Annotated in this window: 9 protein-coding genes; 3 read left to right on the forward strand and 6 right to left on the reverse strand. The window is 69.8% G+C overall.

The window, feature by feature from the left end:
* Positions 1-61: 61 nt before the first annotated feature.
* The 4 genes from HMPREF2883_RS06580 to gatC form a co-directional block, all read right to left on the reverse strand.
* Positions 62-1,450 (reverse strand): NAD(P)-dependent malic enzyme, encoded by a 1,389-nt coding sequence (locus tag HMPREF2883_RS06580; RefSeq protein ID WP_070659971.1) that lies wholly within the window; start codon positions 1,448-1,450, stop codon positions 62-64.
* Positions 1,451-1,776: 326 nt separating this feature from the next.
* Positions 1,777-3,273, reverse strand: coding sequence for an Asp-tRNA(Asn)/Glu-tRNA(Gln) amidotransferase subunit GatB (gatB, locus tag HMPREF2883_RS06585; RefSeq protein WP_070659974.1), 1,497 nt, complete (start codon positions 3,271-3,273; stop codon positions 1,777-1,779).
* A complete protein-coding gene (gene gatA, locus HMPREF2883_RS06590) occupies positions 3,270-4,811 on the reverse strand; it encodes an Asp-tRNA(Asn)/Glu-tRNA(Gln) amidotransferase subunit GatA (RefSeq protein ID WP_070659977.1) in 1,542 nt (513 codons plus the stop codon). Before gatA ends, gatB begins: the two co-directional genes overlap by 4 nt.
* Positions 4,808-5,113: an Asp-tRNA(Asn)/Glu-tRNA(Gln) amidotransferase subunit GatC gene (gene gatC / locus HMPREF2883_RS06595; RefSeq protein ID WP_070659979.1), complete on the reverse strand. Its 306-nt coding sequence runs from the start codon at positions 5,111-5,113 to the stop codon at positions 4,808-4,810. The genes gatA and gatC overlap by 4 nt, the downstream gene beginning before the upstream one ends.
* A 414-nt stretch (positions 5,114-5,527) precedes the next feature.
* Between gatC and HMPREF2883_RS06600 the strand changes: the two genes are divergently transcribed.
* Positions 5,528-7,387: a L,D-transpeptidase gene (locus HMPREF2883_RS06600; protein WP_075371203.1), complete on the forward strand. Its 1,860-nt coding sequence runs from the start codon at positions 5,528-5,530 to the stop codon at positions 7,385-7,387.
* 104 nt (positions 7,388-7,491) lie between these two features.
* On the opposite strand, the gene ligA is transcribed toward HMPREF2883_RS06600, so the two are convergent.
* Positions 7,492-9,948, reverse strand: coding sequence for an NAD-dependent DNA ligase LigA (gene ligA, locus HMPREF2883_RS06605; protein WP_070659982.1), 2,457 nt, complete (start codon positions 9,946-9,948; stop codon positions 7,492-7,494).
* A gap of 141 nt (positions 9,949-10,089) precedes the next feature.
* Here ligA and HMPREF2883_RS06610 point away from each other — a divergent pair, with 141 nt between their 5' ends.
* Both HMPREF2883_RS06610 and HMPREF2883_RS06615 read left to right on the forward strand, forming a co-directional pair.
* The gene (locus HMPREF2883_RS06610) at positions 10,090-13,710 is read left to right on the forward strand and encodes an FtsK/SpoIIIE domain-containing protein (protein ID WP_070659986.1); all 3,621 of its coding nucleotides are present in this window, start codon (positions 10,090-10,092) and stop codon (positions 13,708-13,710) included.
* Positions 13,711-13,916: 206 nt separating this feature from the next.
* Positions 13,917-14,165, forward strand: coding sequence for a WhiB family transcriptional regulator (locus tag HMPREF2883_RS06615; protein ID WP_003779481.1), 249 nt, complete (start codon positions 13,917-13,919; stop codon positions 14,163-14,165).
* 98 nt (positions 14,166-14,263) lie between these two features.
* Here the strand turns inward: HMPREF2883_RS06615 and HMPREF2883_RS06620 are convergent, their stop codons facing one another.
* Positions 14,264-15,739, reverse strand: a complete 1,476-nt coding sequence (locus HMPREF2883_RS06620) for a sensor histidine kinase (RefSeq protein WP_070659989.1) — start codon at positions 15,737-15,739, stop codon at positions 14,264-14,266.
* Positions 15,740-15,890 lie beyond the last annotated feature (151 nt).

Raw genomic sequence — 15,890 nt, forward strand, 5'->3', positions numbered from 1 at the left:
GGCGTGAGACACCTGCGGGTGTCTCACGCCCCTTGCCGCGTCATATGGAACGTAACAGCCCTCACTCCGCCTCAGCGAACTTGCGGACCGCCTTGGCCACGGCGTCGGCGACCCGAGTGTCGAAGGCACCGGGGATGATGTACACGGGGCTGATCTCGTCGTCGGCGATCACCGAGGCGATACCGGTGGAGGCGGCCCGAAGCAGCTCGGTGGAGATGTCGGTGATGCCGGTGTCCAGCAGGCCGCGGAAGAGGCCAGGGAAGGCCAGCACATTGTTGATCTGGTTGGGGAAGTCCGAGCGTCCGGTCGCCACCACGGCGGCGTAGTCGGCGGCACGGATCGGGTCGACCTCCGGGATCGGGTTGGCCATGGCGAAGACGATGGCGCCGTCGTTCATGACCTCCAGGTCCTCGGGCTCGAGCAGGTTGCCCGAGGAGACACCGATGAAGACGTCAGCCCCCCTGAGGCCCTCCTTGAGGGAACCGGTCACCTGACGCGGGTTGGTGTTCTCCGCCAGCCACTTGCGGTGCTCGTTCATTCCCTCAGTGTTCGCCGAGGACAGAGCCCCGCTGCGTCCGTAACCGACGATGTCCGTGGCTCCGTGCGCCATGAGCAGCTTGGCAATGGCGCTGCCAGCCGCGCCGACACCAGACAGGACAATGCGCACGTCCTCGATCTTCTTACCCACGATCTTCAGAGCGTTGATGAGGGCCGCCAGGGTCACGATGGCGGTGCCGTGCTGGTCGTCGTGGAAGACGGGGATATCGAGCTCCTCGCGCAAACGGGCCTCGATGTCGAAGCACTTGGGGGCCGCGATGTCCTCCAGGTTGATGCCCCCGTAAGCCGGGGCAATGGCCTTGACGATGGAGATGATCTCCTCGGGATCCTTCGTGTCCAGAGCCACCGGCCAGGCGTCCACGTTGCCGAACTGCTTGAACAGGACGGCCTTGCCCTCCATGACAGGCATGGCGGCCGACGGTCCGATGTCCCCCAGGCCCAGGACCGCGGTCCCATCGGTGACGACGGCGACGGTGTTCTTCTTGATGGTGAGCATCCGAGCGCGCTCGGGGTGGTCGTAGATGGCCTTGCAGACGCGGGCCACACCGGGGGTGTAGACGCGGGCCAGGTCACGACGGTTGTGGATCGGGTACTTGCCGGTCACCTCGATCTTGCCCCCGACGTGAGTCAGGAAGGTCGAGTCACCGACATTGCGGACGACGACGCCGTCGATCTCCTCCAGCTTGGCGACCAGCTCGTTGCGGTGCTTGGAGTCGCGGGTGTCGGCGGTCAGGTTGACGGTGAGCTTGTCACCATCGGCGTCGGCCACATCGACACCAGTGACGATGGCGCCAGTCGCAGTGGCGGTGTCGACCAGGCGGGCCACCGCCTTCTGGGAGGCGGGCACCTCGAGATACAGGGCGACGGTGTAACTGGGACTGGGCTGAACCATGGGCACTCCTCGTGGGGCAGGCGGGACTTGAGACAAGTGCTCTGAGCCTAACCCCCACCGGCCGCCAGCCACTCGGATAACGGTCCCGTTGTGATCAGATACTGAGATTCGCAGCGGCTTTCGCAAGCAATCTCACCCTGTGCGCAAGCCCACCATCACTGACGCGAGCCGCCGAGGAGGCTCCGGGCAGCTGCCGGCAACAAACAGTCCGGCCCGTCACCGCTGGCTGGGTGCAGCGGTGACGGGCCGGACCGTTCCGAGCCGCCCTCGATACGGGAGGACAACGCGCGGGGGGATTCAGCAGACCAGTGGCGAGAAGACTCGCCTCAGCCCTGCACGCGCTCCATGACGAGCTCACGCACCCGCTTGGCGTCGGCCTGGCCGCGGGTCGCCTTCATGACGGCTCCGACGATGGCGCCGGCCGCCTGGACCTTACCGCCGCGGATCTTGTCGGCCACGTCCGGGTTGGCGGCCAGGGCCTCGTCCACGGCGGCCAGCAGCGCGGAGTCGTCGGAGACGACCTCGAGCCCGCGAGCGGCGGCCACGGCCTCAGGATCACCCTCTCCGGCCAGGACCCCCTCGAGAACCTGGCGAGCGAGCTTGTCGGTCAGGCGCCCGCAGTCCACCAGCCCTTGCAGCTCGGCGATCTGCTCGGGCGTGACGGCCATGTCCTCCAGGGCGGTCTCCTGCTCCTTGGCCCTGCGGGAGAGCTCGCCCATCCACCACTTGCGGGCAGCCTGACCGGTGATTCCTGCTGCCGCGGTGGCCTCGATGAGATCGAGCGCCCCAGCGTTGACGACGTCGCGCATCTCGGTGTCGCTCAGAGCCCACTCGGCCTTGAGGCGACGGCGCTTGGCCGCAGGCATCTCGGGCAGCCCCGCACGGATCTCCTCGACCCATTCGCGGCTGGGCGCCACCGGCACGAGGTCCGGCTCGGGGAAGTAGCGGTAGTCGTCGGCGTCGGACTTGACGCGACCGGCGCGAGTGGTGCCGTCGGCCTGGCCGTGACGGGTCTCCTGAAGCACCTCTCCCCCGGCGGCCAGGATGGCGGCCTGACGTTGGATCTCGTAACGGACGACCTGCTCGATCCCACGGAAGGTGTTGACGTTCTTGGTCTCGGTGCGGGTGCCCAGCGGCGCATCGGGCGACTCGCGTAGGGAGACGTTGACGTCGGCGCGCACGTTGCCGCGCTCCATGCGCGCCTCGGAGACCCCCAGGGCTCGGAAGATGTCGCGCAGGGTGCGCACGTAGGCGGCGGCGACCTGAGGCGCCCTGGCGCCGGCGCCCTCGATGGGGCGGGTGACGATCTCCACCAGCGGCACACCGGCGCGGTTGTAGTCCACCAGGGAGTGGCTGGCGCCCTCGATGCGGCCGTCGGCGCCTCCGATGTGGGTGTTCTTGCCGGCGTCCTCCTCCATGTGGGCCCGCTCGATCGGGATGGTGAAGAAGGAGCCGTCCTCCATCTCGATCTCCAGGGCGCCGTCGTAGGCGATGGGCTCATCGGACTGGGAGGTCTGGAAGTCCTTGGCCAGGTCCGGGTAGAAGTAGTTCTTCCGGGCGAAGCGGCAGGACTGCGCGATCTCGCAGCCCAGGGCCAGGCCGATGCGGATGGCGTACTCCACACCGCGGGCATTGACCACCGGCAGCGCACCGGGAAGCCCCACCGACGTGGGGGTCACCATCGTGTTGGGCTGAGCGCCGAAGACGTTGGGGGCGGCGTCGAACATCTTGGTGGCGGTCCCCAGCTCGACGTGCACCTCAAGTCCCAGGACCGGGTCGTAGCGACGAACGGCCTCGTCGAAGTCCATCAGCGTGTCACTCATCGTGTCTCCTCCAGCTCGGGCGCACGCGACAGCAGCGGCGCCCCCCATGTCTCCTCCAGCGCGGCCTCCAAGACAGCGCCCACGCGGTACAGGCGGTCATCGGCCCTCTGCGGCGCCAGTATCTGGAAGCCCACCGGAAGCCCGTCATCGCTCAGGCCCGAGGGCAGGCTCATACCGGGCACCCCTGCGAGGTTGGCCGGGATCGTGGTCACGTCCAGCTTGTACATCGCCAGCGGGTCGTCCTTCTCACCGAAGCGGTAGGCCGTCACCGGAGCGGTGGGCGAGACAAGGATGTCCGCCTTGTCCCAGGCGGCGGCGAAGTCGCGCTGCACGAGAGTGCGCACCTTCTGGGCCGAGCCGTAGTAGGCGTCGTAGTAGCCGGCCGACAGCACGTGGGTGCCCAGGATGATGCGGCGCTTGACCTCGTCGCCGAAGCCCGCCCCTCGGGTGGCCGCCATGACGGTCTCGGCGGTGACGGGTCCCGACGTCGGCTCGACGCGCAGGCCGTAGCGCATCCCGTCGTAGCGGGCCAGGTTGGAGGAGGCCTCGGCGGGCATGATGAGGTAGTAGGCGTCCAGGGCGTACTCCAGGTGCGGCAGGGAGACGGTCTCCACCTGCGCTCCGGCCGCCTCGAGCAGCTCCAGGGCGGCGTGGAAGGAGACCACGACGCCGTCGTGGTAGCCCTCTCCGCCGTCGAGCTCGGAGATGACGCCGACCCGCAGTCCCGTCAGGTCCCGTCCCTCCTGCGCGGCCCGGACCACGGCGGCCATGCCGCGCGGCGCGTCCGGCAAGGACGTCGAGTCCAGCGGGTCGTGGGAGGCGATGACGTCGTGCAGCAGAGCGGTGTCCAGCACCGTGCGGGCCATGGGGCCGGGCGTGTCGAGGGAGGAGGCCATAGCGATGACGCCGAAGCGCGAGACCGTGCCGTAGGTCGGCTTGACGCCGACCGTGCCGGTGACGGCCGCAGGCTGGCGGATCGAGCCTCCGGTGTCGGTGCCCACGGCCACGGGAGCCTCGTAGGCGCCGACGGCGGCGGCCGAGCCACCCGAGGATCCTCCGGGGATGCGGCCCAGGTCCCAGGGGTTGGCGGTGCGGCCGAAGGCCGAGTGCTCGGTGGAGCCGCCCATGGCGAACTCGTCGAGATTGGTCTTGCCCAGGATCGGGGTGCGGGCGGCGCGCAGGTTACGCACAAGGGTGGCGTCATAGGGCGGTACCCACCCCTCGAGCATCCGTGAGGCGGCGGTCGTGACCTGGCCACGGGTGGCGATGAGGTCCTTGACGGCCACCGGCACACCGGTCAGCTCGCTGGTCGTCTGGCCCTCCTTGCGGGCGGCGTCAGCTGCGTCGGCCTGGCTCAGGGCGCACTCGGCATCGACGTTGAGGAAGGCCCCCACGGCGCCGTCGACAGCGGCGATGCGGTCAAGATGGGCCTGGGTGAGCTCGTGAGAGGAGACCTCCCCCGCCGCCAGGGCCGCGGCCTGCTCGGCGGCACTGCTCCTGATGAGGCCGGCCAGGGCGTTGGTGCTGTGAGCGCTCATGAGGCGGAGTCCTCCCCCAGGATCTGAGGAACGAGGAACATGGAGTCCTCGCAGGCCGGCGCACCGGCCAGGAGCTCGTCGACGTCGAGCGTGGGGCCGGCAACGTCCTCACGCAGCACGTTGGTCAGGGGCACGGGGTGGGAGGTCGCCGGCAGGTCGGGCGTGACCACGCTCGTGACCCGGGCGAAGGAGGAGGCGACCGCGTCCAGCTCTCCGGCCAGGCGCGTCACCTCCTCATCGCTCAGGGCGACCCGAGCCAGCGCCGCAACCCGTGCGACCTCATCAGTGGAAATAGCAGACATGGTGTGGAGTCTAGCCGGGCTGAGCCGGTCTGCGGCCGCATCACGTCGACATCACGTCGAAGCAGGAGCGCCAGGGCGGTCCGGCCCTCATCGACACCATTCTTCCCTGAAGGCGGTGTGGGCGCCGCGCCTTCGGAATCCGGCGAAACTGACCCGGCACCGAATTCGTGCGATCTCACAGAGCCTCATCCCTGAAGATGATTGACATCGTGTGGTTTCACGGATGTCATGGTGATCACCAGGGTGAGGACCGCCCCGCCGGCGACGGCACTGCCGCGTCGACGCAGGTCGGACCAGGATTAGCCCTTGGATCAGACCTCCACCCAGGCCCTTGGACCACCGGAGGTCGGATGGACCACTGGATTCGGCCACGTTCCTCCCCACACGGGGCCCGTGGCCGAGGGATGAGGATGCATGAGCGGCAACACTTCCCCCACTGGTGCACAGCACCAGGGAGAAGCCTCACAGAGCGAGACCCCTGTGCTCAGCACGCCCTACGGGCAGCCCGAAGGCGTGCGTCGTCAGTCCGTCTTCCAGGCGGCTGCAAAAGTCGCGGCACCGCACGCGCATTCCGCCAACACCGCCGCAAGCGGTATGAGCGCGGAGCAGAGCAGCACCGAGGAGATTGAGGCGGTCGTCCCGGCAGTGACCTCAGAGCCCTCAGAGCCGGGCTCCGGCAGCGAGCCGAGTGATCAGCCGAGCACCGAGGACGCCTCGGGAACCGAGGACACCGCCGGCGCCGACCATCCCGTCGCAGCCGACCCGGGCACGGCCGTTTCCCCTGCGCTCTCCCCTGCGCTCACGTCCCCCGATGCTGAGTCGTCCCCGTCGTCCCCGGACGAGCCGCGGCGTCGTCGCCGTTGGCCCCTGGGGGTCGCGGCCGCCGCGCTCATCCTGCTGGGCGTCGTCGGTGCCGGAGGCTACGCCTACGCCGCGCACTACGACGGCCGGGCCGTGCCGGGCACGACCGTGGCCGGCACCGACGTCTCCGGCAAGAGCCGGCAGGAGGTGGTGGCCGCCATTGAGGAGCGCGCCAAGAGCACCAAGGTCGACATCTCCGGGGACGTCACCGCCAGCGCCTCCCTGGCGGACCTGGGAACCACTGTGGACGCCCAGGCCACCGCCGACGCCGTCATGGCTCGAGGCGACACACTCGGCGAGAAGCTCCGCGCCCTGGTCTCCCCGGGCAAGGGCGAGGTCCCGGTGGTCTCCACCACTGACAAGACCAAGGTGAGCAGCTACGCCACCTCCCTGATCCCCGAGGACCGCGCCAAGGCGCACAACGCCACCGTGGTCCTGGGCGATGACGGCTCCTCCTTCACCATCACGAGCTCGTCCACGGGCTCCTCCCTGGACGCCGACGCCCTGGCTCAGGCAGCGCAGAAGGCCGCCACGTCCCTGGACTCGTCGTCGATCTCGCTGAAGATCACGAATGCCGACCCGAAGGTCTCCGACTCCGACGCCCAGAAGGTTGCCGACAAGGCCAACAGCTGGGTCTCCCAGGACGTCACCATCACCATGGGCGAGGACTCCTACACGGCGGAGGACACGGACAAGGCCTCGTGGATCAAGGTCACCAACTCGGCCGACTCCGCCCCGACCATCGCTGTGGACTCCGCGAAGGTCTCCCAGTGGGTCAAGACACAGGCCGAGGAGGCCAGCTCCAAGCCCGTCACCGGCGAGCGCAACGTCAATGCCAGTGGTCAGGTGGTCTCCACCCCGACAGAGGCCAAGGACGGCAAGACCGTTAACAACGCCGATGCGGTGTCCACCGCGATCACACAGTCCCTGGGCAGCAACAAGGCCTACTCCGGCTCCTTCGAGGCCACAACGGTCAAGGCGGAGTGGAAGGAGCGCACCATCGCCAATGGCGCGGAGAAGCTGCCCTATCAGGCCGCCCCGGGTGAGAAGTGGGTCGACCTCAACCTGTCGAACAAGACGGTGACCGCCTACGAGGGGGCGACCGTCGTGCACGGCCCGGTCTCCATCGTCGACGGCGCCACCGATACCCCGACGGTGACCGGCACCTACAAGGTCTACCTGCAGTACGAGTCCCAGACCATGCGGGGGGAGAACGCCGACGGCTCCCCCTACGTCGCCGAGGACGTCCCGTGGGTGAGCTACTTCTACAGCGGCTACGCCTTCCATGGTGCGGGGTGGCGCTCCAGCTTCGGGTACTCCGGTTCCCACGGCTGCGTCAATATGCCGGTCTCCGAGGCGCAGTGGATCTACAACTGGGCCGACACGAACACGGTGGTCCAGAGCCACTACTGAGCCGGTATCAGGTATCAGGTATCAGGGCCAGTATCAGCCAAGTCGCAGCTGGGGCGGGGCACCTTCTTCCGACGAAGGAGGTGCCCCGCCCCAGTCGTGAGCCCTCAGGAGACCGCCTGGGGTCCTCCATCCAGGAGCGCCACGAAACCCTCCTCGTCGAGGATCGTCAGTCCCAGCTCTCGGGCCTTGGTCTCCTTGGAACCCGCCTTGTCCCCCACGACGACGAAGCTCGTCTTCTTCGAGACACTCCCCGAGGCCTTGCCGCCGCGCGAGACGATGGCCTCCTTGGCACTGTCTCGGGTGAATCCCTCCAGGGAGCCGGTGACGACGACGGTCAGGCCCTCCAGGGTGCGCGCCGGCTCCTCCTGCTCCTCCGAGGCCTCCTCCCGGGTACGGACCCCGGCGGACTCCCAGCGGCTGAGGATCTCGCGGTGCCAGTCGACCTCACGCCACCGTGCCCAGGACTCGGCGATGGTGGGTCCGACGCCGTCGACCTCGGCCAGCTCGGTGACGTCGGCCTGGCACAGGGCCTCCAGGGACCTGAATCGCGCCGCCAGGGCCCGGGCGGCAGTCGGCCCAACGTGGCGCACGGACAGGGCCACCAGGATGCGCCACAGCGGGCGGCTGCGGGCCTGCCGGAGCTGGGAGAGCATGGCGGTGGCGTTCTTCCCCGGCACCGTCGCCTTCTTGACCCGCCCGTCGGCGTCGTAGGTCTGCTTGGTCCAGAAGAAGCGGCTCAGGCGCCAGTCCCCGGTGGGGACCCCACGACGGGAGACGGGGCGCCAGACGAAGACCTCGCGCAGGTCGTCCTCAGTCAGGTCGAACAGGGTGGCCTCGCCGGTGAGCACCGGTGTCTGCTCGGTGATCCCCGCCTGCCTCAGGAGCTCCTCGACGGCCTCCACCCGCTGGGAGACGTGGAGGGAGTCGAGCTCGCCGGGCGGAAGGCTGAGCCGTCCACCTTCGGTCTCCAGGCTCCGCCCCGCCGCGAGCGCGGTCAGGGCCTCGCGGCGTCCAGCGTCGGGTTGGGTGAGGGCGCCGGCGGCCTCATCTCCCAGCCCTTCGACGTCCAGGGCGCCCCGGGAGCCGATGTGGGCGATCCGTTCGGTGAGCTGGGCGGGGCAGGAACGGGTGTTGGGGCAGCGCAGGTCGACGTCGCCGTCCTTGGCCGGTGCCAGCTCGGTGCCGCAGGACGGGCAGTGCGTCGGCATGACGAAGTCCCGCTCGCTGCCGTCACGTAGGTCGGCGACCGGCCCCAGGATCTCGGGGATGACGTCGCCGGCCTTGCGCACGATGACCATGTCCCCGATGCGCACGCCCTTGCGGGCCACCTCAGTGGCGTTGTGGAGGGTGGCGCGAGCCACCGTCGAGCCGGCGACCAGGACCGGCTCCATCATGCCGAAGGGCGTGACGCGGCCAGTGCGTCCGACCTGGACGGCGATGTCCAGCAACCGGGTGCGGACCTCCTCGGGCGGGTACTTGTAGGCGGTGGCCCAGCGGGGCACCCGGGAGGTGTGGCCCAAGCGGCGCTGAAGGGAGTGGTCGTCGAGCTTGAAGACGATGCCGTCGATCTCGTGGATGAGGTCGTGGCGGTGGGCGGCGTAGCGCTCGATGTAGGACTCGCGCTCGGCGCGGCCCCTCACCACGGCGTTGTAGGGGGACACCGGCAGCCCCCAGCCGGCCAGCAGCTCGTACCACTCGTGCTGGCGGGTGGGGAGCTCCTCCCCCGGTGCGGGGGTGATCGCGCCGACCCCGTGGGCGATCATCGCCAGGGGCCGGGAGGCGGTGACGGCGGGGTTCTTCTGGCGCAGCGAGCCGGCTGCCGCGTTGCGCGGGTTGGCGAAGACCTGCAGGAGGGGGGCGCCGTCGGCCTGCCGCTGCAGGTTGCGGGTGCGGCGCTCCTCGTTGAAGGCCTCGAAGTCCTGGGTGGGGAAGTAGACCTCGCCGCGCACCTCGAGCAGGGAGGGGTGGGCGTCGCCGGCCAGGACCAGGGGGACCGAGGCGATGGTGCGCACGTTGCCGGTGACGTCTTCACCAGTGGTGCCGTCGCCGCGGGTCGCGGCCCGGGTGAGGATGCCGTCCTCATAGGTCAGGGCCACGGCCAGGCCGTCGATCTTGACCTCGGCGGTCATGGCGAGGTCGTCGTCACCGACCCCGGTCTCGGTGACCATGCGCTCGGCCCACTCCTGGACCTCGTCGAGGGAGAAGACGTCCTGAAGGGAGTACATGCGCTCGTGGTGCGGGGCGGGGGCGAAGTCGGTGACGGCGCGCCCGCCCACGGAGCGGGTCGGTGATCCGGCTCGGGCCAGGAGGGGGTGGGCCGCCTCCAGTTCCTCCAGCTCCCGGTAGAGGGTGTCGTAGTCGGCGTCGGACAGGGGGCTCTCGGCATCGATCGCGTTGTAGTAGGTGTCGCGGGCGGCCTCGATGTCACGCACCAGCTCGCTCCAGCGTTCCCGGGCGGCGGTGGGGATGGCGCTCAGATCCACGGGGCCGCGCTGATCGGAACGTGCCGAGGAGGGGGCCGGGGCGGGAGCGGAGCCGCGGGACGCATCGGTGTCAGTCATGGGGCCATCTTCCCCCAACCGGGTTCACACCGGGTTGCGCCCGTGTCCACAGTGACCATGAGCATCCCCGAACGGCGAGGTTGTCCACACCCGGGGTTGCCCGACGGCGACGTGACGGTCTCCAGCAGCGATTCTGGAGGTATGAGCGCGACCGCCGATGTCCTGGACCTCCACTCGCTGCTGCCGGGAGAGGTCTCGCCCTCGTTGTTCCGGCGCTCGGCGGGTGAGGCGGCCGCGGACGCGGCTCTGGCCGCCTTGGCCGGCCCGTGGCACCTTGCCGTCCTGGACGGTCCTGACCGCGGCCTGGTGATGGCCGTCAGGGACGGCGCTCTCCTGGGACGCGGCGAGGTCCTCAGCGACCCGTTGGTCTCCCGCCGTCATCTGCGTCTGCGGCTTCACGGCGGCCGGGTCCTGGCGCAGGACTGCGGATCGGCCAACGGCTCCTACCGCTACTGGCACGTGGGGATGTGGCTGCGTGCGCGCCGGGAGATGAGGTTGAAGGAGGGGGCGCTCCTGCGGCTGGGAGACAGCGTGCTCGAGCTGCGCAGGCGCCCCTGTGACCTGGTGGTGGCGGCCCCTGCGACGTCGGCCTCGTCAACGGCATGGTTGATGGTGGGCTCACTGGTCTGCGTCCTGGTCATGGCCGGCTCGGCGGTGATCGCGCTCAGGACGGGGAGCCGGGGCGCGATGGGCATGGTCATGGTGGCGCCGATGGTCGCGATGACGATCATGCGCCTGGTGCCCTTCCTGCAACAACGGAGAGCCCAGCGCGCCGGGCGCACCGGGCGTGCGGGTGGAGCCCGATGGCGCGCTCGCCGGCGCCGCCGGGGACGCCGGCCGGGTTGGAGGCACGGCGAGCCGGACCCTGCCACGATGCTGCTGGCCGTCGCGGCGCGCTCCAGCATGTCTCAACCCGTCCGGGACTCCCCGGCCGAGGACTCGACGCCCGTCTCCGGCGCCCAGGAGGTCCTGGCCGCCTGGAGTGCCGGACGCCGACGACGCTGCGTCCTGTCGCTCTGCGACGGCGAGAGCCTGGCCCTGGTGGGCAAGGGAGCCGGCAGTGCGCTCAGATGGTGGTGCGCCCAGCTTCTGGCCCGCGATGAGGTCCGGGTGACCGTGCTGGATGACCCACCGGGTGCCCCGTCGGATGAACGCCCCGGTGATCGGGGCGGTGTGGGGCGTGAGGACCGGGAGGAGGCAGGCGACCGGCTGGGGGTCCGTCTCTCCTGGGGCCCGCAGGCGCATCCTCGCAGCGCGCAGATAGTGACCTGCTCGCACGATGGGGTCCCACCCCAGGCGCTGCGCACGCGGCCCGCTCCGGCCGGGGCGCCGTCGTTCTCACCGACCTGGTGGGAGACGGTTTGTCACCTGAGCCGCTCCCGGATCACGTCACCACCCCGGGCGTCGTCCCAGGGCGATGGCGTCCCCGATCTGGTCCCCCTCAGTGCTGTCATGGACGACCTCGACGCCCACGAGCTGCGGGCGCGGTGGGAGGAGCGGACGCACTCCTCGGATCGGGGCGCACCGGCGCTGTCGGCGGTGCTCGGAGTGGGAGCACGAGGACCGGTGCGTGCCGACCTGGTGGCGGACGGCCCGCACGCTCTGCTGGCCGGGACAACGGGTTCAGGGAAGTCCGAGCTGCTCATCTCGTGGCTGGTGCAGCTGGCGCTGAGCCGAGCGCCGGATCGCCTCACCCTGGTCCTCGTCGATTACAAGGGCGGTGCCGCCTTCGGACCTCTGGCCGGCCTGCCGCACACGGCGGGGGTTCTGACGGATCTGGATCCCGCTGGCACCCAGCGCGCCCTGTCCTCCTTGGAGGCCGAGGTGCGCCGCCGCGAGCGGATCCTGGCCGCCCACGGCGCCAAGGACCTCTCCTGCCTGCCGCCGCAGGTCGTCGTCCCCGATCTGGTGGTGGCGGTGGACGAGTTCGCCACCTTGGCCGGCGAGCACGCCGAGGTCCTGGAGTCCCTGGTGCGTATCGCCGCCCAGGGGCGCAGCCTGGGGATCCACCTCATTCTGGCTACGCAGCGTCCTCAGGGGGCTGTGTCCCCGGCGATTCGGGCCAACACCTCCTTGCGGGTGTGCCTGCGGGTGCTCGACGCCGCTGACTCCAGGGACGTCCTGGGGCACGACGGGGCCGCCCGGCTCGGTCATCATCCCGGCAGGGTCCTGGTCAGTGGAGCCGGCAGCATCGAGGACGGCGGCCTCGATCCGGCAGGCCCCAGCAACGGGACCAGTGGTTGTCCCAGTCCTGGCAGTCAGGTGCTTCAGGCCCCCTGGTGCGGCTCGACGCGTGAGGTTCAGGAGGTCGTCGACCTTATCTCACGCGCGGCCGAGGGGCACGCCGCTCCGTGGCGCCCTTGGGCGCCGGCCCTGCCCACCTCGATCAGCGCGGCCGAGGCACTCGAGCTGGGACGGCTCCGAGGCCCCCGAGCACCGGGGGAGCTTGAGGAGGGGACGCAGGGGGCGCTGGTCCCCGCGGACCCGGCCGGCCACGCACCACTGTCCGGGCACGACGACGACCGTCTTCTCCTGGCCGTGACCGATCTTCCTCGCCAGCAGAGCCTGGGGGTGTGGCACTGGCGGGTCACGCGCCCACTGCTGGTCCTCGGGGCCCCGAGGTCGGGGCGTTCCACCATCATCGCCTCGGCTGCGATGGCGGCACTGGGCTCGGGCAGAGGGGTGCACCTGTGCGGCTTCGCTCCCCCGGCCGCCGGCACATACGGCCAGGCCACGGACGAGACCTCCCCCATGCGCAGGCTCTTCACTCACCCCGGGGTGGGCACGGTGGTCGGTACGGAGGACCCGCGACGCCTGGCCCGGCTATGGGGACTCGCCGCCAGCGGGCACCTCGGCGCAGACCTGCTGTGCCTCGACAACGTCGACGCTCTCATCCCGACCATTGATGAGGTGCTGGGCCCCGGCCAGGGCAACGCCCTGTTGGAGGCCGTCATCCGTACTGCGTCCGCGACGGGCACTCCCCTGCTGCTGACCGCCCCCTTGGCCGCCTCCACCGCCCGGTGGACCGGTTCCATGGGGCTCAGGCTGGTTCTCGGTGCGGCCACCGGCACGCAGGCCGCTCTCGCCGGTCTTCCACGCGGGGTGGTCACCGGCGGCGCCCCGGGGCGCGGCGTCATCCTGGACGGGGCGACGACGACCGCCTGCCAGATCGTGCTCCGTGAGGACTGCCCGGTTTCCGGATCCGAGCGCGGCGGTGGCCACGCGCTGCGGCTCGAACCGCTGCCGACCCGGCTCACCTGGGAGGACGTCCCGGAGGGCACCTGGGCTGTGGGAGGGGACGCGGCCGCACCGGTCAGGCTTCCGGCCGGCACCAGCGTCCTGGTCGCCGGGCCGCCCGGCTCGGGGCGCTCCACGGCGCTGCGGGCACTGGCTCAGGCGCTTGCCTCCGACGCCCTCGTCGTCGACGACCTGGACTTGGCGAACGTCACCGCCGCTACTCAGGTGGAGGCTGCGCTAGCGCGCTCCGAGGTGGTCCTGGCCTCCGCCTCGACGGAGAAGGTCGCCACGACCTTCCGCGGCGCGATCTCCACCATGCGTGAGCGCGAGGCGCTCGTCGTGCTGTGGCCCGGTATGCGCCCTGCCGATCAGGCTGCCGGCATCTCCTTGCGGACGGTCACCGACCCCAGAGCGATGACGCTGCCCGGTCGTGGAGCACTCGTCTACCGTGGAACGTGCCTGCCCATTCAGATCGTGCTACCCCGCCCTGAAGACGACGATCACCCTATTGAATACCCTGTTTAACAGGCATTCTCAATGAAGGAAAGTGGTGTGATCTCAACACCTCAGCATCCTGTGAGGATCACGACAGGGTATCGGCACAGGTCTCATGATCGAGGTCTTGCCCACCGCCCCCCGTCATGTGAAAGTTGTTCTCGGACGCGGCCGCCGTTCCCTGACAAGCTGGGCCGGCGCCAACCGCATGACCGATGACCTTGTAGGGGGCCCTTATGGACTGGCGCAGCCAAGCCGCATGTCTCACCGTTGACCCGGAGCTCTTCTTCCCTGTGGGAAACACCGGTCCCGCCATCGCCCAGATCGCCAAGGCGAAAGAGGTGTGCGGCCGTTGCGAGGTGGTGGACACCTGCCTGAAGTGGGCGCTGGAGAACGGTCAGGATGCCGGCGTCTGGGGAGGCATGAGCGAGGACGAGCGCCGTTCCCTCAAGCGCAGGGCGGCCCGGGCCCGCCGGTCATCCTGAAAACTGATCGAGTTCTTGACACTGCGGTGTTCGCACGGTTAATCGTGCGAACACCGTTTTGTTGATCCAGGTGTTGTCAACAGCCGGCCATCAAAAGGTCAGGCCTCAGCCCTGGCAGCCCTCTGGTTAAGGCGGGCGTGAATGACGACGTCAGTGCCCCCTCCGTTCAGAGGCTTCCAGTCAATGACCCCGCGCAGCTCCCCGCGCACGAGCGTGGTGACGATCCGTGTTCCCAGGCCGGTCATGAGGGTGTCCGGTGCCAGCCCCGCACCGTTGTCCATCACGTGGACCTCGAGCCGGCCCTCGTCACGGTGGGCCGTGACTGTCACGCGGCCGTCACGGCCATCGAGGCCGTGCTCGACGGCGTTGGTCACAAGCTCGGCCAGCACCGTGGCCAGCGCCTGCGCTGTGTCGGCATCGACCACTCCGAAGGAGCCCTCCAGCTTGGTGCTGACCTCACCCGTGGGCGTGGCCACGACCGCGGCCATGCGCAGGATGGAGGAGAAGACCTCATCGAAGTCCACGTGCTCGTTGACGTTGTGGCTCAGGGCGTCGTGGACGGTGGCGATGGTGGTCACCCGGCGCTCGGCCTCGGACAGGGCCTGGCGGGTCTCCTCGTTCGAGGCGCGGCGGGCCTGCATGCGCAGCAGCGCCGAGACGGTCTGCAGGTTGTTCTTGACCCGGTGATGGACCTCCCGAATGGTGGCGTCCTTGTTGAGCAGGACCTGCTCACGTCGACGCACCTCGGTGACGTCACGAACCAGGAGCGCCGCGCCGGAGCGGCGCCCCTTGAGCGTCAGCGGGATGGAGCGCAGGGAGAGGAACACTCCCCCGACCTCGACCTCGGTGAGCCAGGCCTGCCTGCCCATGAGGACCACGGCCAGCGTCTCATCGACGGGGGTACGGGCGGGGATGATCGAGGTGACGGCCTCAGCCAGCAGGATCCCCTCCAGCTCGCCCTCGATCCCCAGGCGGTGGAAGCAGGAGCGCCCGTTGGGGCTGACATAGACGATCCGCCCCTCCTCGTCCAGGCGCAGGACGCCGTCGGCCACGCGCGGCGTGCCGTGTCGGATCGTGGTGCCGGCGTCCTGAATGGGGAAGTCGCCCGAGGCGGTCATCTGGCACAGGACCTCGGCGATCTCCTCCATCTCCCGCTCAACGATGCGCCCGCCCCGGATGACGCCCACCGAGGTCTCCCGAGTCACGACGGCGATCGGCGTGCCGGCGTGAGCGACCGGGATGTACTCCTCCTGGACCGCGGCGGTACCGGTCCAGTAGGGCTCGGCGGCGTCCTGGATCTGGGCGGTGGACAATGACTCCATGGCCATGGCCTCGCGCGAGGCCGGCATGCGCCGCCCGATCACGTCCTCGAGGTGGACGGTGGTCCCACCAGAGGGACGGGTGTGGCCCGCGGCGATGAAACGCCCCGCGCGGGTACGCACCCACAGGACCAGGTCAGAGGTGGATAGGTCCGCAATCAGCTGCCAGTCGGCCACCAGCTGGTGGATCCAGTCGAGGTCGGCCTCGGCGAGGTCGACTGCGTCTCTCAGGGCGCTGGGCAGAAGATTAGGCACCTCTCAAGGTTATCGGCAGTGAGCGGAACCGGCTCGTTGAGCCGACTAATTGCCAAGCAGGACACATGTTCGGGACCTGAGTGGTCCCGTGCTCAACCCAGCGGGCCGCGCCACGGCTCCTGGTCCCCTCCGCGGTCGAAGCATGCCCCAG

The organism is Actinomyces sp. HMSC075C01 (assembly GCF_001812965.1).
Classification (GTDB): domain Bacteria; phylum Actinomycetota; class Actinomycetes; order Actinomycetales; family Actinomycetaceae; genus Actinomyces; species Actinomyces acetigenes.

Bases quoted from the DNA above. Each gene is read 5' to 3' on its own strand.
- HMPREF2883_RS06615 (WP_003779481.1), top strand. From the start codon at position 13,917: ATGGACTGGCGCAGCCAAGCCGCATGTCTCACCGTTGACCCGGAGCTC.
- HMPREF2883_RS06610 (WP_070659986.1), top strand. From the start codon at position 10,090: ATGAGCGCGACCGCCGATGTCCTGGACCTCCACTCGCTGCTGCCGGGA.
- ligA (WP_070659982.1), bottom strand. From the start codon at position 9,948: ATGACTGACACCGATGCGTCCCGCGGCTCCGCTCCCGCCCCGGCCCCC.
- HMPREF2883_RS06580 (WP_070659971.1), bottom strand. From the start codon at position 1,450: ATGGTTCAGCCCAGTCCCAGTTACACCGTCGCCCTGTATCTCGAGGTG.
- gatB (WP_070659974.1), bottom strand. From the start codon at position 3,273: ATGAGTGACACGCTGATGGACTTCGACGAGGCCGTTCGTCGCTACGAC.
- gatC (WP_070659979.1), bottom strand. From the start codon at position 5,113: ATGTCTGCTATTTCCACTGATGAGGTCGCACGGGTTGCGGCGCTGGCT.
- HMPREF2883_RS06600 (WP_075371203.1), top strand. From the start codon at position 5,528: ATGAGCGGCAACACTTCCCCCACTGGTGCACAGCACCAGGGAGAAGCC.
- gatA (WP_070659977.1), bottom strand. From the start codon at position 4,811: ATGAGCGCTCACAGCACCAACGCCCTGGCCGGCCTCATCAGGAGCAGT.